This window comes from Arthrobacter agilis (genome assembly GCF_030816075.1).
GTDB classification, from domain to species: Bacteria; Actinomycetota; Actinomycetes; order Actinomycetales; family Micrococcaceae; genus Arthrobacter_D; species Arthrobacter_D agilis_E.
This window is the reverse complement of sequence record NZ_JAUSXO010000001.1, coordinates 2370810-2396090: the sequence shown is the minus strand read 5'-3', so window position 1 is coordinate 2396090 and position 25281 is coordinate 2370810. Positions and strand designations below refer to the sequence as shown.

Below are 25281 nucleotides of genomic sequence, written 5' to 3'. Positions count from 1 at the left end.
TTTCGGGCTGCGGGTCGCCCCGCGACCGGCTCCTGGGAAGTATTCTGCCGTACATGCTCCAACAGCACCGTTTCGATCCGCTGGCGGCCACGCGCAGCCCCGACGGACCCGAATTCGACCTCCTGCTCGCCGGACAGGTGTTCTTCGACATCATCTTCACGGGCCTCGAGCAGTTGCCGTCCCCCGGCACGGAGGTGTGGACCGAGGGCATGGGGTCGGGGCCGGGCGGAATCGCCAACCAGGCCATCGCCGCGAGCCGACTGGGCCTGCGCACCACCCTCGCGGCAGCCTTCGGGGACGACGGCTACGGCCAGTTCAACTGGGACGTGCTGCAGGACCAGGAGCACGTCGACCTCTCCCGGTCGCGCGTGTTCGGGCGCTGGCATTCGCCGGTCACAGTGTCCCTCTCCGTGCATCAGGACCGCTCGATGATCACGCACGGGCACCCCTCCCCGCTGAGCGCCACCGAACTGATCGGGACGCCGCCGTCCTGCCGTGCCGCCATCGTCAGCCTCGGGCGGGAGGTGGAGCCCTGGGCCGGCGCGGCCGCCGCCGCCGGCACCAAGCTGTTCGGCGACGTCGGCTGGGACGCGGCCGGGGAGTGGGCGCCCGAGACGCTGGCCTCGCTCGAGCATTTCCATGCGTTCATGCCCAACGCCGCCGAGGCGATGGCCTACACCCGGACCGACGACCCGTGGGCCGCCCTGTACGCGCTCGCGGACCGCGTGCCCGTGGCCGTCGTGACGGTCGGCCAGCAAGGGGCGATGGCGATCGATTCGGAGACGGGGGAGGAGGAGTGGGTGCCGGCGCTCCCCGTGTCCGCATACGACCCGACGGGTGCTGGCGACTGCTTCGGGGCGGCCTTCGTCATGGGCGATCTCGCGGGCTTCCCGCTCGCGGAACGCCTCCGCTTCGCGAACCTCTGCGCGTCGCTCTCGGTCCAGCACGTCGGGGGTTCCCTGGCGGCGCCGGGGTGGGGGGACATCGCCGACTGGTGGCATCGGGTCAATGCCGGGCGCGACGGCGTGCGGCGCCAGTGGCTGCGCCGGTACGCCTTCCTCGAGGACCTGGTGTCCGACGTCCCGACGGAGGCCCTGCGCCGGGCGACGGCGACCATGGCCCGCCAGTCCGACGCCTCGCCGCCGGGCCGTCCGGCCGTTCCGGGCCAGGGTGAAGATCGGGGCGGTGAGCCGGCGGACGGCCGGGGCGACACCTGTTCGCGCTGAGACCTGTCCGAGCTGAGCCGGGACGCCGCTGAGCCGGACGACGCCGGGTCCCGGGCCGGTCAGCCCTGCAGGGCCGCGGCCTCGCCGAGCCAGCGTGCGTACAGGGCCCACGGGTCGACGACGCCCGCCGCGAGCCGCCCGACGTGCTCCTCGAGGTCGGGTGCCGCCGTGAACCACTCCGAGCGGTCGAGGCGCAGGGCGGCGAACTGCTCGTGCCGGCGCCGCTCGACGAGCCGGTCGCCGCGTTCGAACGCCAGGACCTCGTCGTGCCAGATGCGTGCGAGGCGCTGGCGCGGGTTCGCCGTCGTCCCGATCTTGATGCGGTCCCGGAACCGGAGGTAGTAGACGACGTCGACGCGCGGGGGCGGCAGGCCGTCGTCGAGGACGTCGCCGACCCGCCATTCACAGGCCGCGCACGCCCAGCCCGAGGGATACCGCACGCCGATCCGGGAGCCGCACGCCCGGCAGGGTGACGGCAGGAGGTCGGTCGTCCCCCAGTGGGCCTCCGACCAGTCGGCGACCGACGCGACGTGCGCCGGGCAGAGCGGGAAAGGGGCACCGCCGGTAGCCCTGCCGCAGGCCTGCCCCGCAGCGTCCGGGAGGATGCACACGGTGGCGGCGGGCGGAGGATCGAACACGCCTTCGATTGTTCACCCTCCGTCCCGGCCGATCAACCCGGAGCGCTGCCGTGCAAGCTGGCAGAATAGGGCGGGTGACTTCCACCGAACGTGTTGCAGAGATCGACCTCGACGCCCTGCGGCACAACATCCGGCACGTGCGCGACGTCGCCCACCCCGCCCGGGTGATGGCCGTCGTGAAGGCCAACGCCTACGGGCACGGCGCCCTCCCGGTCGCCCGGGCCGCCCTGGAGGCGGGCGCCGCCTGGCTCGGCGTCGCACACGTCAGCGAGGGCGTCGCCCTGCGGAAGGCCGGCATCGAGGCCCCCATCCTCGCCTGGCTGCACACCTCGGGTACCGACTTCACCTCCGGCGTCGAACACGGCCTGGACCTCGGCATCTCCGGGTGGGAACTCGAGCATGTCGTCGCGGCCGCCCGCGAACTGGAACGACCCGCGATCGTGCACCTCAAGATCGACACGGGCCTCGGCCGCAACGGCTGCCCGCCGGAGCAGTGGGACGCCCTGCTCAGCCGGGCCGTGTCCTATCAGGAGGAGGGGCTGATCCGGGTGGTCGGGGTCTTCTCCCACCTCGCCGTCGCCGACGAGCCGGCACGGCCCGAGACGGACCTGCAGGTGCAGGCGTTCCGCGAGGCCGTCGCCGCGGCGGAGAACGCCGGGATCGACGTCGAGGTGCGGCACCTCGCGAACACGCCCGCCACGTTCTCGCGGCCCGACTGCCACTTCGACCTCGTGCGGGTGGGCCTCGGCATCTACGGGCTCTCGCCCTTCTCCGACCAGGGCTCCGCCGAACTGGGCCTCCGGCCCGTCATGACCCTCAGCACCACCGTCTCGAACTGCAAGGAGGTGCCCGCGGGCCAGGGGGTCTCCTACGGGTACGCCTACCGCACGCAGAAGCCCACCACGCTCGGGCTCATCCCCGTCGGCTACGGCGACGGCGTCCCCCGCATCGCCACGGGTGCCCCGGTCCTCGTCGGCTCCCGCATCTACCCGGTGGTCGGCCGGATCGCCATGGACCAGCTCGTCATCGACTTCGGGACCACCGGACTGGTCGACACCCCGGACAGCCCCCTCGGCAGACGCGCCGTGCTCTTCGGCGGTGCCGGCTCGCCGCCGGTCGAGGACTGGGCCGCCGCCGCCCAGACCATCAACTACGAGGTGGTCACCCGGATCAGCGACCGCGTGGACCGGGTCTACGTGGACGGACGGCAGGAGGCGGGCGATGACGACGGCGCCTGAGTGGACCGCATCCTACGACGTCGGCTCGGCGGCCGAGCTGCAGGCCCTCGCCGCCGGCCTCGCACCGCAGCTCCGGTCCGGGGACCTGCTGGTCCTGTCCGGTGAACTGGGCGCCGGCAAGACGACGTTCACCCAGGGACTCGGCCGCGGCCTCGCGGTCGAGGACCGCATCATCTCGCCGACCTTCGTGCTCGTCCGCCAGCATCCCTCGGCCGGTGGGGGGCCGGGCCTCATCCACGTCGACGCGTACCGCCTCGAGAGTGCCGCCGCCGTCGACGACCTCGACCTCGAGGCCACGCTGGCCGCCAACGTCACGGTCATCGAGTGGGGAGCGGGCCGGGTGGAGCACCTGAGCGACAGCAGGCTGCACGTCGGGATCCTCCGGCCGCGCGGCGGGGCGCTGCCCGGAGCCGCTGCCGGCGGCCTGACCACCGCGTTCGACGACGACGGCGAGGACGAGGTGCGCATCGTCACCCTCTCGGGCTTCGGCCCGCGCTGGCATGCAGGGCCGCCGGCGATCGTCCTCGACTAGGCTGGACTGGTGCTTCTCCTCGCCCTCGACACCTCCGCTGCCGCGACGGTCGCGCTCCTGCGGGACGACGTCGTCGTCGGCCGGTTCGGCAGCGCCGACACGCGCTCCCACGCCGAGGTCCTCGCCCCCGCGGTGCAGCGGATCCTCACCGATGCCGCAGTGGCCGGCTCCGACCTGGACGGCATCGTCGCCGGCGTGGGCCCGGGGCCCTTCACGGGGCTGCGGGCCGGCCTCGTCACCGCACGCACCCTCGGCTTCGTCTGGGACGTGCCGCTGCTCGGCGTCCTCAGCCTCGACGCGATCGCCTTCGACGCCGCGGCGAGCGGTGCCGTCCCCGCCAGGAGCGCCTTCCTCGTGGGCACGGACGCGCGCCGCGGTGAGGTGTACTGGGCCGCGTACCGCGCACCGGCGGAGGAAGGCCTCCTGCCCCTGCTCCTCGACGGCCCGCACGTCGGCACCGCCGCGAGCCTGCCGAAGGGCATGCCCCTCGCGGGCCGTGCCGCGGGCCTCTACCCGGACGACCTCGACGGCCTGCCGGACTTCACGGCGTCGGACCCCGACGCCGCCTCGCTCGGCCGCGTGGCCCGGCAGCGCCTCCTCTCGGGCGAACCGCTGCGGGACACCGCCCCGCTGTACCTGCGGGAGTCCGACGCGAAGGTACCGGGCCCGCGGAAACGGGCGACGGCATGAGCTTCAGCCTGCGCAGTCTCGCCTTCGAGGACATCGAGACCATCGGCCGCCTCGAGAACGAGCTGTTCCCCACCGACGCCTGGCCGCTCGAGATGTTCTACACCGAGTTCTTCCAGCCGGACACGCGGCGCTACATCGTGGCCGAGGTCGACGGCGAGGCCGTGGGGTATGCGGGCGTCATGGTCATCGACACGACGGCGGACATCCAGACCATCGGCGTGCTGCCACGCTTCGAGGGCCAGGGCATCGGACGCGCCATGCTCACCGAACTGCTCGACGAGGCGGGGCGCCGCGGCGCGGACACCGTGATGCTGGAGGTGCGGGCCGACAACCCGCGCGCCCAGGAGCTGTACACGCGCTTCGGCTTCGTGAAGATCCACACGAGGAAGAGGTACTACCGCGACGGCGTGGACGCCTGGGTCATGCGGCTCGTCCTCACCGCGGACGGAGGCACGCCATGACACGCGAACCCCTGGTGCTCGGCATCGAGTCCTCGTGCGACGAGACCGGCGTCGGGATCGTCCGCGGCACGCAGCTGCTGACCAACACCGTGTCCTCCTCGATGGACGAGCACGTGCGCTTCGGCGGCGTCATCCCCGAGATCGCCTCGCGCGCGCACCTCGAGGCCTTCGTGCCCACCCTCAGGACGGCGCTCGACGACGCCGGTGTCTCCCTCGACGAGATCGACGCCATCGCCGTCACCGCCGGTCCGGGCCTCTCGGGCGCCCTCATGGTCGGGGTGTCCGCCGCCAAGGCGCTCGCCGTCGCCACCGGGAAACCCCTCTACGCCATCAACCACCTCGTCGCGCACGTCGGCGTCGGGATGCTCGGAGGGACGTTCGCCGACGGGCTTCCTCCGGACCTCGGCGCACTCCTCGTGTCCGGTGGCCACACGGAGATCCTGCGGATCGGGGACATCACGAGCGACGTCGAGCTCCTGGGGTCCACGATCGACGACGCCGCCGGCGAGGCGTACGACAAGACGGCGCGCATCCTCGGCCTCGGGTATCCGGGGGGGCCCGTGATCGACCGGTTGGCGGGGGAGGGGAATCCGGCGGCGATCCGCTTCCCGCGTGGCCTCTCGCAGCCGAAGTACATGGGGACGGCGGAGCAGCCCGGCCCGCATCGCTACGACTGGTCCTTCAGCGGGCTGAAGACGGCCGTCGCCCGCACTGTGGAACAGTACGAGGCGGCGGGGCTGGAGGTGCCCGTGGCGGACATCGCCGCGTCCTTCCAGGAGGCGGTGGTGGACATCATCACCTCCAAGGCCGTGCTCGCGTGCCGTGAGCACGGGATCACGAACCTGCTGCTCGGAGGCGGCGTGGCGGCGAACCGGCGGCTGCGCGAACTGACCGGCGAGCGGTGTGCCGCCGCAGGCATCACCCTGACCGTCCCGGCGCCGTCGCTGTGCACCGACAACGGCGCCATGGTCGCGGCGCTCGGGGCCCGGATCGTGATGAACGGGGGCCGACCGAGCGGAACCGCCTTCGGGACGAACCCCTCCCTGCCCGTCACGCAGATCGCCCTCGCGGCCGGCCAGGACGGCGGATCCTAAGACTCGCCGCGTACGCGGCCCCGGCCTGTCCGCCGGTCCCGCCGGGGGTCGGCCGGGTGCACTGCAGGGCTGCCCTTCCGGGAGCTTGGCGGCCGCCGGCTGCTTGACCGTCGCCAAGCTCTGCAGCCATTCGACCACCCGGGTCCGGGGAGGTGTCAAGGTCCCCGGCCCGTCCGCTGCGTCCCTCCGGAAGCCGGACGAGCCGGCGGACGGCGGCCGGGACGACGATGGACCGGACCCCCGCAGGGATCCGGTCCATCAGGACATCAGGGTCTAGAGCGTGCCGCGACGGCCCGCGTCGCCGTCGACGGTCTCGTCCCCGAACCCCTGGGTCTCGGACGGGATGCCCGTTCCCGGGACGCCGTCCACGGCCGGCACGGGATCGACGTCGACGACGTCCACCTCGTCCACGATCGGCGTGGTCTCGGGGACAGGCGCGGCATCGACGACGGGCACCGTGCCCACGTCCACCGTGTCGACGGCTTCCACCGTGTCCACGTCCTCGTCCTTCTTGCTGGCCGCCGCCGCGGCCACACCGGCCACCGCGGCCGCTGCCGCGACGCCGACCCCGGCTGCGACCTTGCCGGACACGCCGGCCTTGCCGCTGTCACCGCGCGACTGCTCGGCGTCCTCCACCGTGGGGGTCCCGGGCTGTCCGGCCACGGTCCCGCGCCAGGCGCCGGTGGCGTAGCTCTCCGACTCGATGAATTCCTTGAACCGGTGCAGATCGGCCTTGGCCTGGTTCTCCACGACATTGAGCTTGTCGCCGACCTTCTCGACGAGTCCCTCGGGCTCGTACTCCAGGACGAGGTTCACGCGCGTGGTGCCGCCGAGATCCTCGAAGGACACGGTGCCGGCATTGGTCGCGCCCTCCGTGGCAGCCCAGGACACCTTGCGGTCGGGTACCTGCTCGAGGACCCTCGCCTCCCACTGACGGCGGATGCCGCCGATCTCGGCGACCCACTCGAGGCGGTCGTCGCTGAGTTGGGTGATCTGCTTGATGCCGCCCATGAAGTGCGGGAATTCCTCGAACTGCGTCCACTGGTTGTACACGGTCGTCACTGGAAGATTCACTACAACGGTTTCTTCGACCTTCGTGCTCATCATGCCTCCCTTGTCTGGGGTGGGTGCGGTCACTGACCAAATCATCAGCATGCTTAGCATATGGTGCGCGCGGGACTATTGCCAGTACCGATCGTGCTGAGGCGTCCCGGCGGCTTCCCGGAACCGACGCCGCGCTCCTCAGGAGGGCAGGTCGCCGACGCTCGCGTACTTGCGGCGCCAGTCCCTGCCCTCCTCGCCGCCGTACAGCGTCCAGTACTCACGGCCGGAGGCGATGACGCCGTCGGCCACGGTCCAGATCGACACGACCCGGAAGATCCCGACGTCCTCCTGCGGCACCTGGACCTCCGACACCACGACCTCGCCGGCATCGTAGACGTTGAGGACGTCGATGCTCCATCCGTTCGGATGCTCGGAGTTCACGGCCACCATGTTGTCCCGGCCGCGGATGACCTCGCGCGTGACGGGCCAGAACACCTCCACGTCCTCCGCGAGGGCCTCACCCACGGCGTTCCAGTCCCTGCTCCATACCGACGACCAGTAGCGTCGGACGACCTCGGTAGATTCCATGGCCCGATGCTACCGGCGGAGGTCCCCGCTCAGGTGCCCCAGGTGTGCTGCGACGTGGGCCTCGTAGCCCTCGACCGTGCGCGCGACGGCCTCGGCCGGGGGAGTGTCCCAGATGTCCTGGTTGAAGAGCTCCACCTCGATGTCGCCGGCGTATCCCGCGGCCTGCACCGCCCGGGTGATGGCGGCGAAATCGATGACGCCGTCCCCGGGGTAGTGGCGCGAGAGCAGGACGTCCGCCGCGAGCGGCGTCGTCCAGTCGCACACCTGGTAGCTCGCGATCCGGCCTTCGGCGCCTGCCCGTTCGATCTGCGGGAACAGCTCGGGATCCCACCAGACGTGGAAGGTGTCGACCACGACGCCGACGGCCGCGGGGGAGAAGGGCGCGGACAGGTCGAGGGCCTGCTTGAGGGTCGAGATGACGGCGCGGTCCGAGGCGTACATGGGATGGAGCGGCTCCAGGGCGAGCGTCACTCCCGCCGCCTCGGCATCGGGCACCAGTTCGGCGAGGGCGTCCTGCACCATGGCGCGGGCACCCGCGAGGTCCCGCGATCCCTGGGGGATCCCGCCGGCGACCATGACGAGGACCGCCACGGAGCCGGGAGCACCCGAGGCCGCGAGGTGCGCGGCCTCCTCGATGGCCCGCCGGTTGTCGTCCATGGCCGCACGGCGTGCGCGGCCCTCCGGCACGGTGAAGAACCCGCCCCGGCACAGGCTGGAGAAGCGCAGCCCGGAGTCCGCGAGCAGCCGCCCGGCCTCCGGCAGTGACGCGGCCTGCACGGAGTCGCGCCACAGTCCGATACTGGTGATCCCGGCGTCGGCGGTCACCCGGAGGGCGTCGGCGAGCGGGGCGTACTTGATGGTGGCCTGGTTGATGGACAGGCGCCCGTTCGGCGTGCTCATGCTGCCACCCCGTTCACGGCCAGCAGGGCGTGCCAGCGTTCCCGGGCGAGCTCCGGCTGCTCGAGGGCCCCGCACGCGTTGGCGAGACGGACGATCTCCGACAGGTGCGGCAGGCTCCGCGCGGCCTGCAGGCCACCGACCATGCCGAAGCCGGCCTGGTGTCCGTTGAGCCAGCTGAGGAAGGCCACGCCCGTCTTGTAGTAGAACGTGGGCGCCGAGAAGATCTGGCGTGACAGCGCTTCGGTGGGTCCGAGGATCCGCTCGTAGGCCGCGCGGTCGTCGGCGTCGAGTGCCTGGACCGCTGCCGAGGCATGGGGGCCGAGGGCCGCGAAGGCGCCGAGGAGGGCATCGGAGTAGCCCGAGGCGTCCCCGCCGATGAGCGAGACGTAGTTGAAGTCGTCCCCGGTGAACATGCGGGCCGGTGCGTTGAGCTGCGACCGGACCGCCCGTTCGGAGTCCGCGTTCAGCAGGCTCATCTTCACGCCGGCCACCTTGTCGGGCGCGTTGGCGATGATCTTGAGGAGGGTCGACGACGCCGCGTCCGTGTCCGGGGAGCCGAAGTAGCTGCCGAGCTCCGGGTCGAAGGCGCTGCCGAGCCAGTGCAGGATCACGGGGGCGCCGGCGGCGGCCAGAACCTCCGAGTACACCCTCTCGTAGTCCTCGGCGGTGCGGGCGGCACGTGCGAGGTGGCGGCTCGCCATGAGGACGACGGAGGCGCCGGCGTCCTCGGTGAGGTGGAGCTGTTCCTTGTAGGCGTCGATGACCGCCTCGAGCCCGATGACGGCGTCGTCGACGTGGTCGGTGTTCACCCCGACCACCAGTGCGCCGTTCACCGAGCGGGCCTCCGCGGCGCTGCGCGCGATCAGCTCGCGCGTCGCAGCGGCGTCGAGCCCCATGTTGCGCTGTGCGGTGTCCATGGCATCGGCCACACCCAGGCCCCACGACCACAGGTGGTGCCGGAACGCGAGGGTCGCATCCCAGTCGAGATCCGCCGGTGAGCCGGGGACGTTCTCCCCCGTGGTCCGGGGGACCACGTGCGCCGCGGCGTACACCGTGCGGCTGCGCAGGGGCGCCGAGGGCTTCGAGAATGCCGGCGCCGGATTCAGTTCGACGGCGGAGGTGGCCCCGGCCGCATCGACGAGCGTGATCATGCCGACGTGACCGCTTCCTCGAGGGGGAGTGCCGTGGTGCGCACGTCCTCTAGGTCGAGGCGGCGTCCGGTGCGTGAGCTCTCCAGCCCCTGCTCCGCGAGGTACATGCCCCGCGCGCCGGCGAGGAAGTCGTACGGGTGCGGGCCGTCCTCCAGCACGTGCCGCAGGAACTCCTCCCACTGCGTCTTGAAGCCGTTCTCGACCACCTCGTTGGTGGGCACGTCGATCCAGTCGGCGTCGTAGTCGTGGGTTTCCTCGAGGTCGGGGTTCCAGACCGGCTTCGGGGTGGCGTTGCGCGGCTGGATCTTGCAGCCGAACAGCCCGACGACGGCCGAGCCGTGCGTGCCGTCCACCTGGAACTGCACGAGCTCGTCGCGGTTCACGCGCACGGTCCAGCTGGAGTTGAGCTGGGCGACGATGCCGCCCTCCAGCTCGAACACCGCGTAGGCGGCGTCGTCGGCCGTCGCGCGGTAGGGGCGGCCCTGCTCGTCGACGCGCTCGTCGATGTGCGTGACGGCGCGGGCGTAGACGGACTCGACCTTCCCGAAGAGGTTCTCCAGGACGTAGCTCCAGTGCGGGAACATGTCGACGACGATCCCGCCACCGTCCTCCGCCCGGTAGTTCCAGCTGGGGCGCTGCGCATCCTGCCAGTCGCCCTCGAAGACCCAGTAGCCGAACTCGCCGCGGACGGAGAGGATGCGGCCGAAGAAACCGGAGTCCACGAGCCGCTTGAGCTTCTGCATGCCGGGCAGGTACAGCTTGTCGTGCACCACGCCGTTCTTGATGCCGGCGGCCTCGGCCAGATTGGCGAGCTCGAGGGCGTCCTCCGCGGTCTCGGCGGTCGGCTTCTCGGTGTAGATGGCCTTGCCCGCCGCGATCGCCTTCCGGATCGCTGCGGAGCGTGCCTTGGTGACGAGGAAATCGGCGTAGATCTCCCAGGTCGGGTCCGCGAGGACGCTGTCGAGGTCGGTGGAGTAGTGCTCGATGCCGTGCTTCGCAGCGAGTTCGGCGAGCTTGGCCTCGTTCCGACCGACGAGGATCGGTTCGACCTGGACTTTGGTGCCGTCGGAGAGGAGGACACCGCCCTGGTCGCGGATCGCGAGAATGGAACGGACCAGGTGCTGGCGGTATCCCATGCGTCCGGAGACGCCGTTCATGATGATCCCAATTGTCCTCGTCGACATCGATACTCCTTGGTTCCGGGGGGGTTACGCCGTTCTGGAAAGCGCTTACCCAGAGTGTAGGGGAAGAAGGAGGGCGTGACAATAAGGGCAGACGGACGGTCAGTCGTCCGGACCCGGACGGCGCGGGATCTCGCGCCGCGTGCACTGGTCCGGGCGCACCCACGCCTCGCGGGCGATGGAGAATTCGACCCACTGGGCGAGGACCGCCGAGGCGGTCCATGCCATGGCGAAACCCCGGACGGTCTGCCGGACGCCGCCGGGATACTCGAGATCCACCCAGAGCGCCGGTGCGGGGGAGGCGGATTCGGTGATGCCCCCGGTGGGCGCCTCGAGCTGGAGCGGAGCGACGAACCGATGCGTGGTCGGCGGGAGGCCGTGCCAGCCGGCGGCCCTAGCCACGCGCGCCTGCGTGCACCGCGATGCACGGGGTGGGCTTGTCCATGCGCCCACTCTACGAGGGCCCCGGTGGGAAGCCCGGGAGCGAGGCTCCCCGGCGGTTACGCCGCCTGGGTCGTCAGGTCCCGACGCCGGCAGCGTGCGGCGTCGACCCACGCTTCCCGCGCCCGGGAGTACTCGATCCACTGGGCCCGGACGGCCGTGTCCGTCCAGGCCATGGCGAACCCCTTCCGGGTGCGGCGGGAGCCGTCGGGGTAGTCGAGGTCCACCCACAGTGCGGGCGATCGCACGGGCTCCGTGATGCCGCCCGGAGGAGCGTCGAGCTGGAGCGGTGGGACGTACCTGTCAGCGCTGGGTGGGATGCCGTGCCACCCCGGTCGTTCTGCCATGCGACGAGGGTATGCCGCAGGTCCGACAGTCACCCCGATCGGGCGTCCCCGGCTCCGGCGTGCGCCCGGGCGAGCTCATCGCTGAACGGTGCGCGCCTCCTCGGCGGCAGTCCGTCAATGAGCTCGTTCACGGCGAGGGCGAGCAGGTCGCAGTCGAGGGCGGGCATCGGCATCAGGCCCACCAGGTACGCCTCCACCTCGTACTCGTCGACCTCGCCGCTCATCGAGAAGTAGTGGAGCCACACCTCGCCCGCCGAGAAGCCGGACTCGACGACGGCCGCGTTGATCAGCGCCCGCTGTTCCTCGGAGTAGGGGAACGTCATCGGAACGCATCCCTGGTCCCGGCGTCCCCGTGGCCGTTCACGATGTCGGCGGTGAGCTGCCGGAACGGGACCCCCGTGCTGCGGGCGCGCGCGGTCAGTGCTGCGAGCGCCTCGGCCTCCGTGAGACCTTCACGTGCCATCAGGACCCCTTTCGCGATCCCGACCAGATCGCGCGAGCGCAGGGACTCCCGCAGTTCGCTGCTGATCCGGGTCGACGTCTCCGAGGTCTGCACGTGGCCGAGCAGGGCGGAGGCGGCGATCGACAGGTTCGTGAGGCGCGCGCGGTCGGCGTCGTCGAAGGCGGCGGGGAGGGTCGAGTACACCTTCATGGCGCCCAGGGAGTCGTGGCCCCTCAGGAGGGGGACGCTGAAGCAGGACCGCACGCCCGCCTCCGCCGCCGCCGCACTCCACCGCGGGAACCGCGTGTCCGCGGCCGTGTCCTCGATCGTCACCGGCATCCGCGTGGACCACGCCGTCAGGCACGGACCCTCGGACAGGGTGTACTGGAGGTCGTCCGCGGTGCGGACGAGTGCGTCCGTCGCACCCACGCTGGTGCGCTGCGACTCGTGGATGAGCGAGACGCCCGCGCCCGACGCATTGGGTGTCGTCTCCTGTGCGACCTCGGCGAGGAGATCCACGGCGTGCTGCGCCGTCTCCTGCGTGAGGAGCAGCCCGCGGATGCGACCGAGCGTCGCGCCCAACTCGTTGGAGGGGGGAAATAGGTCCATCAGTAGCCTCGGACGTCATGCCGGATGTGATTCCGGCGCCACGGGCCTTCTGCTAGACCACGATCGCACGTTGCCGCCGATCCGCTGCCCCCATCCTAGCCGGGCGCGAGCGGATCGGGTGCCGGAACACAGGGGTTGTTGGACCGGACATCCTGCAGGGAGGCCGGGGAGACGGCCCGGCCCGGTCCGGTGCCGGTCCACCCGCGGTGCACGGTACTCGTCGCCCGCCCTCCATGTCCTGCAGACCGGTGTCTGGTTAGGATGATCGCGACGATGTCACCCGGCACCGTAGTCCGGACGATCCTCCGGAGGCCCTCCGGAGCGCGTGTGCCGCCGTCGATGCCGTCGAGCCAGGAAGTGAGGGACCCGCAACGCCATGACGAACGATGACCTGCAGAAGATCCGCGTCGCAGCAGCTGACAAGGAGGACGTCGAGTTCGAGCTCGACCGCGCCGAACTGGTCCTGAAGGAAGCCGTGACCGAGGCGCTCAGCCACGGCGAGGACATCGAGGTCGTCGCCGAGGTCGCCGAACTGCCGGTGGACGATGTCGCGAAGCTCGCCGCCCGGAACGCCGACCCGGGGCCGATCCTGCCCCTGTGAGGTCCGGTGCTAGCGACGCGGTGTACTGCCCCGGATGATCGTCTCCGTGGTGATGGGGGTCGGGCCGGCGCCGCTGTCGGCGCCGCCGTCGTACGCCGACCCCGTGGCGAGCTGGAGGGCGCGCCGTCCGACGTCCTCGAGGGGGATGCGCACGGTGGTCAGGGCGGGCGTGATGTCCCGGACCGTCGGGATGTCGTCGTAGCCCGCCACGCCGATCCCCTCACCCGGGGCGATCCCGGCGTCACGCAGCGCGGAGACGACGCCCACGGCCATGACGTCGTTCGCGGCGAACACCAGGTCCATGTGCGCTCCCGATGCCAGCAGCTCCTGCGTGCCGCGGTAGCCGCCGTCGCGCGTGAAGTCGGCGTGGACGACGCGCTCGGGGGGAAGGGAGATGCCGTGCTCCGCGAGTCCCGCCGTGAAGCCGTCCAGGCGTTCCTCGGAGGTCCTGATCTCGGAGGGTCCGGCGATGACGGCGAAGTCGCGGTAGCCGAGCCCCGCCAGGGAGACGGCGAGGTCGTGCGCGCCTCCGCGGTTGTCCAGCAGGACGGTCGCGAACGGCGCTGCGTCCTGGCTGATGAAGGCGACCTTCCCGCCCGTGTCCTCGAAGGAGGAGAGCTCCGCCCGCAGGTGCTCCTCGAAGGCGGACCCGGTGGTCCGGGAGCCCGCCAGGATCAGAACGCGGGGACGCTGCCCGCGCAGGGCCCGGACCGTGTCGAGTTCACGCTGGGCGTTGCGGCCCGTGACGGCGATCGTCACCACGAGCCCCTCCTCGCTCGCCGCATCGATCACGCCGGCCGCGATACTGGAGAAGTACGGGTCCGCGATGTCGGCCACGAGCAGGGCCACCGTGGTGGTGCTGCCCTTGGCCACGGCCTGCGCGAAGAGATTGGTGGTGTAGCCGAGCCGCTGGGCCGCCTCCACCACGCGCTGCCGGTAGGCCTCGTTCACCTTGCGCGCGCTGCCGTTCAGGGACCGTGACGCCGTCGCGAGGGAGACGCCCGCCTCCCGGGCGACGTCGTGCAGTGTCGCGGGACTCTTGCTTGCCGGTGCAGACATCGCGTGCACTCCTGATGATGGGGGCAGTAGCCTCGGGCCGCGCCCTGCGAACTGCGGAAAGGCTCATTCTTGCACGGCTCCGGCGGGCGGCGACGTCCGCCACCCCGATTGGGTAAGCGCTTTCTCTGTTAGGGTTCCGAAGACCGCAACCCTGCCGATGATGGAGGTCCCCGTGCCCCTGCCGAGCCCAGCCGCCGCGTCCACCGCCTCCTCGGCCACGCCACTCAGGGCGGCCATCCTGGGAACCGGCGGCGTGGCCCACCTCCATGCCCGGGCGTTGCGCCTCCTGCCCGGCGTGGAACTGGTCGCGGCCGCGGATCCCTCGGAGCAGCACCTCGCGGCCTTCGCCGAGGCGTACGGCGTGGACTCGCGCCACGCATCGCTCGAGGACATGCTTGCGGACGTGCCCGTCGACGTGCTGCACATCTGCACGCCGCCCGGCGGTCATGCGGAACAGACGGCCGCAGGATTCGGGGCGGGAGCCCACGTGGTGGTCGAGAAGCCCGCAGCCCTGAGCCTCACCCAGCTCGACACCATGGTCGAGGTCGGCCGCGCCGCCCGACGCGGCCTCGCCGTCGTCTTCCAGCAGCGCTCGGGAACGGCTGCGGCCCACGTGAAGGGGCTGCTGGACTCGGGTGCCTTCGGGCGGACCCTCTCGGCGCTGTGCCAGACGAACTGGTACCGCACGGCCGAGTACTTCGCCGTTCCCTGGCGCGGTACCTGGGCCACCGAGGGAGGCGGCACCACGCTCAGCCACGGCAGCCACCAGGTGGACCTGCTGGCCTACCTGCTGGGCGAGTGGTCCGCCGTCCACGCCACGATGTGGCGGCTCGGTCGGGACGTCGAGACGGAGGACCTGTCCCACGCGTCCCTCGTCTTCGCGTCGGGGGCCGTCGCCTCCGTGGTGACCACGGTCCTCGCGCCGCGGGAGTCGAGCCTCCTGCGGATCGACACCGCGAACGCGACGATCGAGCTGGAGCACCTCTACGGCCACGGGCACGCGAACTGGAGGATCACACCGGCACCCCATGTGGACGAGCAGACGGCGGCGTCGTGGGCACTGCCCGACCAGGAGGTCCCGAGCGGGCACGATGCCCTGTTCGCCGAGATCTACGGATCGCTGCTGGCCGGACGCGGCATGCCCGGCATCGTGGGTCATCCGGCCCGCGCACTGGAGATCGTCACCGCCATGTACGCCTCCGTCCGCGAGGGCCGCTGGATCTCGAGGGCGGACCTCGCCGACCCCGCAGTGCGCGGCGCCCTCACGGCGCCGGTCGTCGAGGGCCGCCCGGAGGCCCGCCCGGACGGACCCGCGGCGTGACCGGTCCGACGCCGGTCCGGACCGCGGACGGCCGGCTCGCCGGCGTCCTGCACGACGGCGGGGGAGAGCCCGCCGAGCATTCACCCCGCCCGTTCCTCCATCCGGTGTCGACGCCCGGCGGGGGCATCGTCAGCGACTACGCGCCGGCGGACCACCCCTGGCACTGGGGCCTCGGCATCGCGGTGTCCACCATCGCGGTCGCAGGCCAACGGCACCCGGTCAATCTCTGGGGCGGACCGACCTACAGCGACGGGCAGGGCTATGTGCAGTTGCCGAACAACGGGTCCCAGCGGGGCGCCACCGCCCCCGCGGACGCCGGTGTGCTGCAGCGGCTCGAGTGGTGCGCGGCGGACGGGAGCGCGTTCCTGCACGAGGAGCGGACGTGGGATGCGGAGACCGTCCGCGCCGGCGGTGCGGACTGGGTCCTCACCTCGGTGCGGAGCCGGTGGATCAACACGAGCGCGGGTGTGGTCGCGTTCGGGAGCCCGACGACGGCCGGTCGGCCGAACGCGGGGTACGGGGGCTTCTTCCTCCGGTTGGCACCGTCGTTCGACGGCGCCGACATCGTCGCCGGCGCTGCGGTCGGATCGGGTGGTCCCGGCTCCCCGACCGGGTCCTTCCGCGTGACGTCCGGTGACGCCGGGTCCGTCAGCGAGGAGGACGCCATGGGCAGCAGACGCGCCTGGCTGGGGCTCCGGTCGGCCACCGCATCGGTGCTCATGGTGCCGGCGCCGGGCAACCCGGGCGGACTCTCGCCGTGGTTCGTCCGCAGCTCCGGCACTCCCATGCTGTGCGCCGCACCGTTCTTCCACGCGGAACTGCGCCTCGGCGCGGGCGAGACGTTCGACTGGGGCTGGTCCCTGCTCGTCGCCGACGGACGGATGCCGGACTCCGCCTTCGTCGATGCAGCGGGAGTCGCGGGAGCAGAGCACGCCGGGGGACCGGCCGAAGCCGCGCGGCCCTAGGCAGGGCGAGCACTCCCGTTCCCCGCCCCTACCGCGCCGGGGCTGCCCGGCAGGGGCGTCGTCGGGCCGGGAGAGCCGGGCGCTCCCGCTACAGTCCGAGCGCCTCGAGTGCGGGCAGTTCGGCGCGGGCACGCGCCTTGGCCTCCGCGGCGGTGGGTGCGGCCACAGCGATGCCTGCGATGCGCTGCGCCTCGGCGAGCGTGACACTGTTGAGGACGGCTCCGACGCCGGCGAGCGCGCGTGGCGTCATCGAGAGGGTCGACACCCCGAGGCCCACCAGGACGACGGCGAGTGCGGGGTCCGCGGCCGCCTCACCGCACACTCCCACGGGCTTCGCGGAACCCTCGGCTGCCGAGCCCTCGACGGTCAGCCGCACCATGCGGAGGACCGCCGGCTGCCAGGAGTTGTTCAGGGCGGCGAGGGAGCCCAGCTGACGGTCCGCCGCCATCGTGTACTGCGTGAGGTCGTTCGTGCCGAGACTCGCGAAGGACACCTCCCCGAGGATCGCCTCGGCCATCAGTGCCGCGGACGGGACCTCCACCATGACGCCGGGGGTCTGCAGGCCCGCGTTGCTGCACAGCTTCGCGAAGTCGGCGGCCTCCTCGGCGGTCGAGATCATCGGGGCCATGACCCACACGTCCGCAGTGGCCTGCGACGCGGCGTCCGCGATGGCCTTGAGCTGGCGTTCGAGGACGCCGGGGGAGGTCAGGTCGGTACGGTAGCCGCGGACGCCGAGGGCCGGATTCGGTTCGGACGCGTCGGTGAGGAAGGGCAGCGGCTTGTCGGCGCCGGCGTCGAGCGTGCGCACCACCACCTTCCTGCCGGGGAAGGCGTCGAAGACACCCTTGTAGGCCTCGATCTGCTCCTCCGCCGTGGGCTCCGTGTCACGTTCGAGGAAGCAGAACTCCGTCCGGAGCAGGCCCACGCCCTGCGCTCCGGCCTCGGCGGCCTTGACGGCGTCCTTCGCTCCGCCCACGTTGGCCAGCAGGGGGACCTCGTGCCCGTCCGCGGTGATGCCGACGCCGTCGAATACCGTGAGCGCCGCCGCGGCGGCCCGGTAGGCCTCGGCTGCCGCCTCCTCCTCGTCCCCCGGGTCGAGGGTGAGGGTCCCGGCGGCTCCGTCCACGAACACGAGGGCCCCGCTGTCGATCGCCTCGACGCCCGTGGCGGCCACGACGGCGGGCAGCCCCAGGGAGCGGGCGATGATCGCCGTGTGCGACTGCGGACCGCCGCCGGAGGTGACGAGGGCGAGGACCATCGCCGGGTCCAGGGTGGCGGTGTCGGCCGGCGCGAGATCCTCGGCGACCAGGATGAAGGGTACGTCCGACGACGGGATGCCGGGTGCGGGGAGTCCGCGCAGCTCGGCGACGATGCGGGAACGGACGTCGAGCACGTCCGCGGTGCGCTCCGCCATGTAGCCGCCGAGGTTGTGGAGCATCTCGGCGACGGATGCGCCTGCCTCCCAGACCGCACGGGCGGGGGAGGTGCCGTTGTTGATGAGTTTCGTGGCGGATTTCAGCAGCATGGGATCGGCGGCCATGAGGGAGGTCGCCTGCAGGACGGCCCGGGCGTCGCCCTTGGCGATCTCGGCCCTCCGTTTGAGCTCCTCCTGGACCGCCTTGGAGGCGACCTTGAGGGCGGCCACCGCCTGCTCGGGTGCGTCGGGGGTCTCATGGCGTTCACCTGCCGGCGGTTCGCCGACCGGGGAGGGCATGTGGCGTACGGGACCGATCACGCGGCCCGGGCTGACTCCGACTCCTGCGAAATTCACCATTGAACGTCCTCGCTTCCTTGCCGGTTGGTTCGTCTTCCTCCATTGTGACGCCTTCGGCAGGAAGTTCGTGTGACCCAGTTCATATAACAGCGCTATAGGTGCTACGGTAGCAGCCATGAAGAAAGTAGGCGAACCCACGCCTAAGGCCAGGCTTCTCCGGGCCGCCGCGGCACTGCTCGCGGAGTCCAACGGCGAACCCGTCTCGACGCGGCAGATCACCCAGGCTGCGCGCGTCACCGCACCCACCCTCTACCACCACTTCGGTGACAAGGAGGGCCTCTTCGACGCGGTCGTCGCCGAAGGCTTCTCCGAGTACCTCGACGCCGAGAGGAACCTCCCGACGTCGGGACAGCCGGTCGAGGACCTCCGGATGCACTGGGACAACCACGTGCAGTTCGGCCTCGACCATCCGCATCTGTACCTGGTCATGTTCGGCAACATCCGGCCCGAGCGCCGGCCATCGATGGTGGCCAGCGCAGAGGCCTTCCTCGAGGAGGTCCTGGTGCGGGCAGCCGCGGCGGCACGCCTCGTGGTGACACCGCACGAAGCCGCGCGCAGCGTTCTCGCCGCCAACATCGGCGTCACGCTCATGCTGATCGCGGAACCGGCGGCGAAGCGCAACCTCGAGCTCTCGGCGATGACGCGGGAAGCCGTGATCTCGGCGGTGGCGACGGATTCCGAGGGCGATCCGACGACGGACACGGAGGGGACACCCTCGGTGGTCGTGGCCGCCATAGCGCTCAACGCCGCACTGCAGTCCTCACACCCCGACCAGCTCTCCAGTTCGGAGCTCAAGCTCTTCCTCGAATGGCTCCAGCGCATCTCCAGCAGGTCGGGAAGCTGACGCTTCCCGACCTGCATTCATCCCCCCGCAATGCTGCGGAACGACGGTAAGGAAAGAATGTGGCTACTCAGACAGAAGCGAGGTCCGGTACCAGCGCCCGGGTCCGCGTGCAGAAATTCGGGACGTTCCTGTCCGGGATGATCATGCCCAACATCGGCGCCTTCATCGCCTGGGGACTCATCACGGCGCTCTTCATCGAGAAGGGGTGGCTGCCCGTACCGCAGCTCGGCGGATTCGGTGAGACCGACGGGGTGGCCAATACGGGGCTCGTGGGCCCCATGATCACGTACCTGCTGCCCCTCCTGATCGCCTACACGGGTGGCCGGATGGTCTACGACGTCCGAGGCGGCGTCGTCGGCGCGATCGCGACGATGGGTGTCATCGTCGGGGCCGGCATCCCGATGTTCATCGGCGCCATGATCATGGGCCCCCTCGGTGGCTGGACCATGAAGCGGATCGACGCGATCTGGGACGGCAAGATCCGGCCCGGCTTCGAGATGCTCGTCAACAACTTCTCCGCAGGCATCTGGGGCGCGTTGCTGGCGATGCTCGGCTTCTACGGCGTCGCACCGCTGGTGCAGGGCTTCAGCACGGCCGCCGGCAACGTGGTGCAGTTCCTCGTCAACAACGGGCTGCTCCCGCTGACCAGCATCTTCATCGAGCCCGCCAAGGTGCTCTTCCTCAACAACGCGATCAACCACGGGGTGCTGACGCCGCTCGGTGTCCAGCAGTCCCTGGAGCAGGGCAAGTCCATCCTGTTCCTGCTCGAGGCGAACCCGGGCCCGGGCCTCGGCATCCTGCTCGCGTACATGTTCTTCGGCAAGGGTGCTGCCAAGGCCTCCGCCCCCGGCGCAGCCATCATCCACTTCGTCGGTGGCATCCACGAGATCTACTTCCCCTACGTGCTCATGCGCCCGCTGCTGATCCTGGCCGCGATCGCCGGCGGCATGACGGGCATCGCGACGCTCAGCATCACCAACGCGGGCCTCGTGGCCCCGGCGGCTCCCGGATCCATCATCGCCGTGATCGCCCAGACCGCCCGTGACAGCTACTTCGGCGTCGTCCTCGCCGTCGTCCTCGCCACCGCCGTCTCCTTCCTCGTCGCCTCCGTGATCCTCAAGACGGGCAAGAACCAGGCGGACGGCGACCTCGCGGGTGCTGCCTCCCGGATGGAGACCATGAAGGGCAAGAAGAGCTCCGTCGCCGGCACCTTCCGCTCCACGTCGGCGACCACGGGCCCGATCCGCAACATCGTGTTCGCCTGCGACGCCGGCATGGGCTCCTCCGCCATGGGCGCGTCGGTACTCCGCAACAAGATCAGGGCGGCCGGCTTCCCGGACGTCAAGGTCGTCAACCTCGCCATCGCCAACCTGAAGGACGACTACGACGTCGTCGTGACGCACCAGGACCTCGCCGCCCGCGCCGAGCCCCTGACGCAGAGTGCGACGCACGTCTCCGTCGACAACTTCATGAACAGCCCGCGCTACGACGAGATCGTGGAACTGGTCCGTGCCAGTGCGGCAGCCGAGGGCGGGGTCGATCCCAAGAACCCGACGCCGGCCGCCGTGGCAGCCGAGGCCGACGTCGACGGCGCAGGCACCGGTGCCAACGACGTCCTCGCCGAGCAGAGCGTCGTGCTCGACGGCAGGGCGACCACCCAGGAGGACGCCATCAACGAGGCCGGCCGCCTGCTGGTCGACCGCGGTGCGGTCGACTCGAGCTACGTGGCGGCGATGCACGAGCGCGAGAAGTCCGTGCCCACCTACATGGGCAACTTCCTGGCCATCCCGCACGGCACCAACGCCGCGAAGGACCTCATCAAGCGCTCGGCCGTCTCGATCGTCCGCTACCCCGAAGGCATCGACTGGAACGGCAAGCAGGTGAAGTTCGTGGTCGGCGTCGCAGGCGTGAACAACGAGCACCTGTCCATCCTGTCCGCGATCGCCCGGGTGTTCTCCGACAAGGACCAGGTCGCCAAGCTCGACGAGGCGACCACGGTGGACGAAGTCCTCGCGCTCTTCGGAAAGGTCAATGCTTAGTGAAGGCAGTACATTTCGGTGCGGGCAACATCGGGCGCGGCTTCGTGGGGCTCCTGCTCCACGAGGCCGGGTACGAGGTGGTCTTCGCCGACGTCGCGGACGCCCTGATCGACCAGCTGGCTTCGACGCCCAGCTACGACGTCCACGAGGTCGGCGAGGACCCGGCCGTGAAGACGGTGGATAACTACCGGGCGCTCAACTCACGGTCGCAGGAGGAGGACGTCGTCGCGGAGATCGGAAGCGCGGACATCGTCACCACGGCCGTGGGACCGAATGTCCTGAAGTTCCTGGCTCCGGTCATCGCGCGGGGGATCGCCCGGCGCGGTGACGGGTTGGCACCCCTGCAGGTCATGGCCTGCGAGAACGCCATCAACGCGACGGACATCCTGCACCGTGAGGTCGAGCAGACCTACGACGGCGCCGCGCTGGACCTCGCCTCGAAGGCGGTCTTCGCCAACACGGCAGTGGACCGGATCGTCCCGAACCAGGCGGCCGGGCAGGGACTGGACGTCACCGTGGAGACCTTCTTCGAGTGGGTCATCGACCGCACCCCGTTCAAGGGCAACGCGCCCGAGATCCCCGGGGCGACGTATGTCGACGACCTCGAGCCGTACATCGAGCGGAAGCTCTTCACGGTGAACACGGGTCACGCGTCGGCGGCCTACTTCGGTTACGCCGCCGGTGTAGAGAAGATCGCCGACGCCATGGCCGACGAGGAGATCGCTGCCCGGGTCCGCGCCGTGCTCGAGGAGACGAAGCAGCTGCTGGTCTCCAAGCACGGGTTCGACGACGCGGAGCAGGAGGCCTACGTGCAGAAGATCCTGCGCCGCTTCACCAACCAGCACCTGCCGGACACGGTGGTGCGCGTGGGCAGGGCACCGCTGCGCAAGCTGAGCCGGCACGAGCGGTTCGTCGGCCCGGCCGCCGAACTGGCCGAAACCGGGGTGAAGCCCGTCGCCCTGCTCGAGGCGATGCAGGCGGCGCTGTCCTTCGCGGCGCCCGACGATCCCGAGGTCGCGGCACTCGCCGAGATCCTGGCGGCCCAGGAGCCGGGGGAGGCGACGACGTCGATCACGGGTCTCGAGCCGGATCACCCGCTGTACGGGTCGGTACGCGAGATCATCGCGCGGCACGCGCCGGGCCATCACGCCTGATCGCAGCGATCGGACGGGAAAGGGAGCAGCTCCGGCTGCTCCCTTTTTCGTCACCGGGCCTTGACGTGGGCGGCCCCGAATCCTAGGTTGATGAAGGAAAGCGTTTTCCAATCAAAGGATTCAATGATGAGTTCGGCCAAGAAAACCGCGGTCTCAACCTGCGTCGCCCTCGCCACGGGCACCCTCCTCACCCTCAGCGGTCTCGCCGTCCCCGCCATGGCGCAGGGCCAGGGGGCCGGCAACACCGCTCCGATCGGGGGAGTGCACCTGGAGTACCTGGACCGGGGGCTGGTGGCCGCCGCGACGCCGCAGGGCGTGTTCCTCAGCTGGCGGCTCAAGGCCGGCGAGGTGTCCGGCGCGACGTCGGACGGCCTCACGGGCACGGACTTCACGGTCTACCGGAACGGCGAAGCCGTCGCCACCGTCACGGACAGCACCAACTACCTCGATGCGGCCGTGACCGGGGAGGGGGCCGCCGCCGCTGCACGGTACAGCGTGGGCGCCGTCGTGAACGGCGTGGAGGTGGAGCTGAGTGCCGAGGTCACGCCCTGGACGCAGGCGTACACCGACCTGCCGCTGACCAGGCCGGCCGACGGCGTGACGCCGACGGGCGAGGCCTACACCTATGCGGCGAACGACATGAGCGTCGGCGATGTCGACGGGGACGGCGCCTACGAGTACTTCGTGAAGTGGGATCCCTCGAACTCGAAGGACGTCTCGCAGATCGGCTACACGGGCAACACCTACATCGACACCTACACGGCGGAGGGGCGCCTGCTGAGCCGGATCGATCTCGGCGTCAACATCCGTTCCGGCGCCCACTACACGCAGTTCATGGTGTCGGACTTCGACGGCGACGGCCGGTCCGAACTGATGCTGAAGACGGCGCCCGGTACGAAGACGACCACCTACGGACCCGACGGTGCAATCACCTCGGAGCGCTACGTGATGTTGCCGGAGGCCGACCTCGCCGCCGGCTACACGGATACGGACGACTACCGATTGAGTGCCGCCGGGTACTACGAGCACGTCGTCGGGATGTTCAGGGACTGGCAGGACCACCCCGAGGTCGCTGCAGGGAACTGGCCCGCCACGCTCGAGGAGGCCTTCGGGATCGCGCAGCGCTACGACTACCCGCTGTCCGACGCCGATGCCCGCGCGATGGCGGACTACTTCATCGACGTCTACGCCCCGTCCCGGAGCGCGCGGAACAACCTCCGCGCCTTCGAGGGCTTCATCGTCGACGGCCCGGAATACCTGAGCGTGTTCGAGGGAGCCACCGGCGCCGAACTCGAAACCGTCCCCTACGAGCCGGGCCGGGGAGACGACGGTCTGCTGTGGGGGGACTACGCCATGGCGCGCATCGAGCCCGGCAATCGCGTGGACCGGTTCCTGGCCGGTGTCGCCTATCTCGACGGCGAGAACCCGTCGGCCGTCTTCGCCCGGGGCTACTACACGCGGGCCAACGTCGTCGCCTACACCTGGGACGGGGAGCACCTCGTCCAGGACTGGGCCGTCGACTCGGGCCACGTGCCCATGTCCAACCCGTTCAACGACGGCCCGCACGGCGGCAGGGGCAGCAGCGAGGAGTTCGGCGCGCTGTCCGGGCAGGGCTTCCACTCGCTGAGTGCCGCGGACGTCGACGGCGACGGCCGGCAGGAGATCGTCTACGGCAGCGCCACCATCGACGACGACGGCTCGCTGCTCTACAGCTCGTTCGACACCCTCCCCGCCGGCAGTGCCGCCCCCGGCACGGAGGCGAAGCTGGGCCACGGCGACGCGATCCACGTCACCGACATCGACCCCGACCGCCCGGGCCAGGAGATCTTCTCCGTGCACGAGGGTGCGACGGGTGCGCCCTACGGCTGGGCCATGCGGGACGCATCGAACGGCGAGGTCCTGTTCGGCGGCTACACCGGCAAGGACACCGGCCGCGGCATGATCGGTGACATCGATCCCTCGGTCCGCGGTATCGAGAACTGGGCCGTGGGGCTCCGTTCGGCGTCGGGACAGCTCCTTCCGGGCAGCGGCCCGGGCACGAACATGAGCATCCGGTGGGCCGCCGATGGCACCACCCAGCTCGTCAACGGCACGGCCAACCAGTCCACCACCATCGACGACGCGAGGCGCGGACGCCTCCTCACCGCGACCGACACGCGGACGAACAACGGCACCAAGGGCAACCCGTCGCTCGTTGCGGATGTCCTCGGCGACTGGCGCGAGGAGCTGCTCGTCCGGACGGCGGACAGCTCCGCCATCCGGATCTTCATGAGCACCGAGGTGACCGACCGGAAGCTGTACACCCTGATGCACGATCCGCAGTACCGCGCGGAGATCGCCCGCCAGAACACGGCCTACAACCAGCCGGCCTACACCAGCTTCTACCTGGCGTCGGATACCGACTTCACGGACGTGCCCGTCCCGGACGCCTTCCTGCCCGGTGCGCTCCCCGCCCTGCAGCGACAGCTGGAGCAGGCCGTTGCAGGAGGCGGCGTGTCCGGCCCGGCCGCGCAGCAGCTGCGCGCTTCGCTCGACCAGGCCCAGCGCGCCGTGGAGCGGGACCAGTCCGGCAATGCGGCCCGTGCCCTGCAGAAGTTCCTCGACCGGCTGGAGCAGACGAAACCGGGCACTGTGTCGGACGACGCCCGGGTCCAGCTCGGATACGCGGGGTCGGCGGTCCTCGCCACACTGAACTGACGGCGTCGGGCAGAACCTCCGGCAGGATCGCGTGCGGACGGGCACGCGGTCCTGCCGGACCTGTTCCTGCAGCATGTCGGTGCCGGACGTCGTACGGCGCCGGATCGGGCACAGGCCGGGTCCGACGGCGCGGACGTCGCAAGGCGCCGGATCGGGCGCCAGGGTCAGGGGCGAGAGGCTCACCGGAGGGAACGATCCCTGCGCGTCGACGAGCAGGGGTGACGGTGCGATCGTCCCCCGCCCTC

25 protein-coding genes are annotated in these 25281 nt (G+C 70.9%); 13 read left to right on the top strand and 12 right to left on the bottom strand.

Features of this window, described 5'->3' with window-relative positions; genetic code table 11:
- Window positions 1-53: 53 nt before the first annotated feature.
- Window positions 54-1226 (top strand): PfkB family carbohydrate kinase, encoded by a 1173-nt coding sequence (locus QFZ50_RS11085; RefSeq protein WP_307084155.1) that lies wholly within the window; start codon window positions 54-56, stop codon window positions 1224-1226.
- A gap of 59 nt (window positions 1227-1285) precedes the next feature.
- Here the strand turns inward: QFZ50_RS11085 and QFZ50_RS11080 are convergent, their stop codons facing one another.
- Complete coding sequence (locus QFZ50_RS11080) at window positions 1286-1864, bottom strand: GIY-YIG nuclease family protein (protein ID WP_373462271.1); 579 nt, start codon at window positions 1862-1864, stop codon at window positions 1286-1288.
- Between the two features lie 74 nt (window positions 1865-1938).
- On the opposite strand from QFZ50_RS11080, the gene alr reads away from it, so the two are divergent.
- From alr to tsaD, 5 genes are read left to right on the top strand one after another with little or no spacing between them, the layout of a single operon-like run.
- Complete coding sequence (alr, locus tag QFZ50_RS11075) at window positions 1939-3102, top strand: alanine racemase (protein WP_307084153.1); 1164 nt, start codon at window positions 1939-1941, stop codon at window positions 3100-3102.
- Complete coding sequence (gene tsaE, locus QFZ50_RS11070; protein ID WP_307084149.1) at window positions 3086-3634, top strand: tRNA (adenosine(37)-N6)-threonylcarbamoyltransferase complex ATPase subunit type 1 TsaE; 549 nt, start codon at window positions 3086-3088, stop codon at window positions 3632-3634. Before alr ends, tsaE begins: the two co-directional genes overlap by 17 nt.
- A gap of 9 nt (window positions 3635-3643) precedes the next feature.
- Window positions 3644-4324, top strand: coding sequence for a tRNA (adenosine(37)-N6)-threonylcarbamoyltransferase complex dimerization subunit type 1 TsaB (tsaB, locus tag QFZ50_RS11065; protein ID WP_307084147.1), 681 nt, complete (start codon window positions 3644-3646; stop codon window positions 4322-4324).
- On the top strand, window positions 4321-4785 hold the full coding sequence (rimI, locus tag QFZ50_RS11060; protein WP_307084145.1) for a ribosomal protein S18-alanine N-acetyltransferase: 465 nt from the start codon (window positions 4321-4323) through the stop codon (window positions 4783-4785). The genes tsaB and rimI overlap by 4 nt, the downstream gene beginning before the upstream one ends.
- Window positions 4782-5879: a tRNA (adenosine(37)-N6)-threonylcarbamoyltransferase complex transferase subunit TsaD gene (tsaD, locus tag QFZ50_RS11055; RefSeq protein WP_307084143.1), complete on the top strand. Its 1098-nt coding sequence runs from the start codon at window positions 4782-4784 to the stop codon at window positions 5877-5879. Before rimI ends, tsaD begins: the two co-directional genes overlap by 4 nt.
- Before the next feature lie 273 nt (window positions 5880-6152).
- Here tsaD and QFZ50_RS11050 read toward each other — a convergent pair whose 3' ends face one another.
- The 9 genes from QFZ50_RS11050 to QFZ50_RS11010 all read right to left on the bottom strand — a co-directional run bounded on the left by QFZ50_RS11050 (window position 6153) and on the right by QFZ50_RS11010 (window position 12582).
- Window positions 6153-6953 (bottom strand): SRPBCC family protein, encoded by an 801-nt coding sequence (locus tag QFZ50_RS11050; RefSeq protein WP_373462270.1) that lies wholly within the window; start codon window positions 6951-6953, stop codon window positions 6153-6155.
- A gap of 168 nt (window positions 6954-7121) precedes the next feature.
- The gene (locus QFZ50_RS11045) at window positions 7122-7511 is read right to left on the bottom strand and encodes a nuclear transport factor 2 family protein (RefSeq protein WP_307084141.1); all 390 of its coding nucleotides are present in this window, start codon (window positions 7509-7511) and stop codon (window positions 7122-7124) included.
- Window positions 7512-7520: 9 nt separating this feature from the next.
- Window positions 7521-8411 carry a sugar phosphate isomerase/epimerase family protein gene (locus QFZ50_RS11040; protein ID WP_307084139.1) on the bottom strand — a complete coding sequence of 297 codons (891 nt, stop codon included), beginning with the start codon at window positions 8409-8411 and terminating at the stop codon, window positions 7521-7523.
- A complete protein-coding gene (locus QFZ50_RS11035; protein WP_307084137.1) occupies window positions 8408-9562 on the bottom strand; it encodes a dihydrodipicolinate synthase family protein in 1155 nt (384 codons plus the stop codon). The genes QFZ50_RS11040 and QFZ50_RS11035 overlap by 4 nt, the downstream gene beginning before the upstream one ends.
- Window positions 9559-10746 carry a Gfo/Idh/MocA family protein gene (locus tag QFZ50_RS11030; protein WP_307084136.1) on the bottom strand — a complete coding sequence of 396 codons (1188 nt, stop codon included), beginning with the start codon at window positions 10744-10746 and terminating at the stop codon, window positions 9559-9561. The genes QFZ50_RS11035 and QFZ50_RS11030 overlap by 4 nt, the downstream gene beginning before the upstream one ends.
- Window positions 10747-10845: 99 nt before the next feature.
- Window positions 10846-11145: a hypothetical protein gene (locus tag QFZ50_RS11025; protein WP_307084134.1), complete on the bottom strand. Its 300-nt coding sequence runs from the start codon at window positions 11143-11145 to the stop codon at window positions 10846-10848.
- Between the two features lie 98 nt (window positions 11146-11243).
- A complete protein-coding gene (locus QFZ50_RS11020) occupies window positions 11244-11531 on the bottom strand; it encodes a hypothetical protein (protein WP_307084133.1) in 288 nt (95 codons plus the stop codon).
- Window positions 11532-11560: 29 nt separating this feature from the next.
- Window positions 11561-11854 carry a hypothetical protein gene (locus QFZ50_RS11015; protein ID WP_307084132.1) on the bottom strand — a complete coding sequence of 98 codons (294 nt, stop codon included), beginning with the start codon at window positions 11852-11854 and terminating at the stop codon, window positions 11561-11563.
- Window positions 11851-12582 carry a GAF and ANTAR domain-containing protein gene (locus QFZ50_RS11010; protein ID WP_307084131.1) on the bottom strand — a complete coding sequence of 244 codons (732 nt, stop codon included), beginning with the start codon at window positions 12580-12582 and terminating at the stop codon, window positions 11851-11853. Before QFZ50_RS11010 ends, QFZ50_RS11015 begins: the two co-directional genes overlap by 4 nt.
- A 376-nt stretch (window positions 12583-12958) precedes the next feature.
- Between QFZ50_RS11010 and QFZ50_RS11005 the strand changes: the two genes are divergently transcribed.
- Window positions 12959-13183, top strand: coding sequence for a hypothetical protein (locus QFZ50_RS11005; RefSeq protein WP_307084130.1), 225 nt, complete (start codon window positions 12959-12961; stop codon window positions 13181-13183).
- 9 nt (window positions 13184-13192) lie between these two features.
- Here the strand turns inward: QFZ50_RS11005 and QFZ50_RS11000 are convergent, their stop codons facing one another.
- Window positions 13193-14242, bottom strand: coding sequence for a LacI family DNA-binding transcriptional regulator (locus QFZ50_RS11000; RefSeq protein WP_307084128.1), 1050 nt, complete (start codon window positions 14240-14242; stop codon window positions 13193-13195).
- A 172-nt stretch (window positions 14243-14414) separates the two neighbouring features.
- Here QFZ50_RS11000 and QFZ50_RS10995 point away from each other — a divergent pair, with 172 nt between their 5' ends.
- Together QFZ50_RS10995 and QFZ50_RS10990 are read left to right on the top strand one after the other, a co-directional pair.
- Window positions 14415-15563 (top strand): Gfo/Idh/MocA family protein, encoded by a 1149-nt coding sequence (locus QFZ50_RS10995; RefSeq protein WP_307084126.1) that lies wholly within the window; start codon window positions 14415-14417, stop codon window positions 15561-15563.
- Window positions 15560-16528 (top strand): DUF6807 family protein, encoded by a 969-nt coding sequence (locus tag QFZ50_RS10990; RefSeq protein ID WP_307084124.1) that lies wholly within the window; start codon window positions 15560-15562, stop codon window positions 16526-16528. Before QFZ50_RS10995 ends, QFZ50_RS10990 begins: the two co-directional genes overlap by 4 nt.
- Before the next feature lie 88 nt (window positions 16529-16616).
- On the opposite strand, the gene ptsP is transcribed toward QFZ50_RS10990, so the two are convergent.
- Complete coding sequence (gene ptsP / locus QFZ50_RS10985) at window positions 16617-18302, bottom strand: phosphoenolpyruvate--protein phosphotransferase (RefSeq protein ID WP_307084122.1); 1686 nt, start codon at window positions 18300-18302, stop codon at window positions 16617-16619.
- Between the two features lie 115 nt (window positions 18303-18417).
- Here ptsP and QFZ50_RS10980 point away from each other — a divergent pair, with 115 nt between their 5' ends.
- The 4 genes from QFZ50_RS10980 to QFZ50_RS10965 all read left to right on the top strand — a co-directional run bounded on the left by QFZ50_RS10980 (window position 18418) and on the right by QFZ50_RS10965 (window position 25036).
- A complete protein-coding gene (locus QFZ50_RS10980) occupies window positions 18418-19146 on the top strand; it encodes a TetR/AcrR family transcriptional regulator (RefSeq protein WP_307084121.1) in 729 nt (242 codons plus the stop codon).
- A gap of 59 nt (window positions 19147-19205) precedes the next feature.
- Window positions 19206-21185, top strand: coding sequence for a PTS mannitol transporter subunit IICBA (locus tag QFZ50_RS10975; protein WP_307084120.1), 1980 nt, complete (start codon window positions 19206-19208; stop codon window positions 21183-21185).
- On the top strand, window positions 21185-22339 hold the full coding sequence (locus QFZ50_RS10970; RefSeq protein ID WP_307084119.1) for a mannitol-1-phosphate 5-dehydrogenase: 1155 nt from the start codon (window positions 21185-21187) through the stop codon (window positions 22337-22339). Before QFZ50_RS10975 ends, QFZ50_RS10970 begins: the two co-directional genes overlap by 1 nt.
- Before the next feature lie 123 nt (window positions 22340-22462).
- Window positions 22463-25036: a rhamnogalacturonan lyase gene (locus QFZ50_RS10965; RefSeq protein ID WP_373462269.1), complete on the top strand. Its 2574-nt coding sequence runs from the start codon at window positions 22463-22465 to the stop codon at window positions 25034-25036.
- Window positions 25037-25281 lie beyond the last annotated feature (245 nt).

What these genes read in the sequence shown, in the direction of transcription:
- QFZ50_RS11085 (WP_307084155.1), top strand. Translation starts at nt 54, where the DNA reads ATGCTCCAACAGCACCGTTTCGATCCGCTGGCGGCCACGCGCAGCCCC.
- tsaE (WP_307084149.1), top strand. Translation starts at nt 3,086, where the DNA reads ATGACGACGGCGCCTGAGTGGACCGCATCCTACGACGTCGGCTCGGCG.
- rimI (WP_307084145.1), top strand. Translation starts at nt 4,321, where the DNA reads ATGAGCTTCAGCCTGCGCAGTCTCGCCTTCGAGGACATCGAGACCATC.
- tsaD (WP_307084143.1), top strand. Translation starts at nt 4,782, where the DNA reads ATGACACGCGAACCCCTGGTGCTCGGCATCGAGTCCTCGTGCGACGAG.
- QFZ50_RS11045 (WP_307084141.1), bottom strand. Translation starts at nt 7,511, where the DNA reads ATGGAATCTACCGAGGTCGTCCGACGCTACTGGTCGTCGGTATGGAGC.
- QFZ50_RS11040 (WP_307084139.1), bottom strand. Translation starts at nt 8,411, where the DNA reads ATGAGCACGCCGAACGGGCGCCTGTCCATCAACCAGGCCACCATCAAG.
- QFZ50_RS11035 (WP_307084137.1), bottom strand. Translation starts at nt 9,562, where the DNA reads ATGATCACGCTCGTCGATGCGGCCGGGGCCACCTCCGCCGTCGAACTG.
- QFZ50_RS11030 (WP_307084136.1), bottom strand. Translation starts at nt 10,746, where the DNA reads ATGTCGACGAGGACAATTGGGATCATCATGAACGGCGTCTCCGGACGC.
- QFZ50_RS11020 (WP_307084133.1), bottom strand. Translation starts at nt 11,531, where the DNA reads ATGGCAGAACGACCGGGGTGGCACGGCATCCCACCCAGCGCTGACAGG.
- QFZ50_RS11015 (WP_307084132.1), bottom strand. Translation starts at nt 11,854, where the DNA reads ATGACGTTCCCCTACTCCGAGGAACAGCGGGCGCTGATCAACGCGGCC.
- QFZ50_RS11010 (WP_307084131.1), bottom strand. Translation starts at nt 12,582, where the DNA reads ATGGACCTATTTCCCCCCTCCAACGAGTTGGGCGCGACGCTCGGTCGC.
- QFZ50_RS11005 (WP_307084130.1), top strand. Translation starts at nt 12,959, where the DNA reads ATGACGAACGATGACCTGCAGAAGATCCGCGTCGCAGCAGCTGACAAG.
- QFZ50_RS11000 (WP_307084128.1), bottom strand. Translation starts at nt 14,242, where the DNA reads ATGTCTGCACCGGCAAGCAAGAGTCCCGCGACACTGCACGACGTCGCC.
- ptsP (WP_307084122.1), bottom strand. Translation starts at nt 18,302, where the DNA reads ATGGTGAATTTCGCAGGAGTCGGAGTCAGCCCGGGCCGCGTGATCGGT.
- QFZ50_RS10980 (WP_307084121.1), top strand. Translation starts at nt 18,418, where the DNA reads ATGAAGAAAGTAGGCGAACCCACGCCTAAGGCCAGGCTTCTCCGGGCC.
- QFZ50_RS10965 (WP_373462269.1), top strand. Translation starts at nt 22,463, where the DNA reads ATGATGAGTTCGGCCAAGAAAACCGCGGTCTCAACCTGCGTCGCCCTC.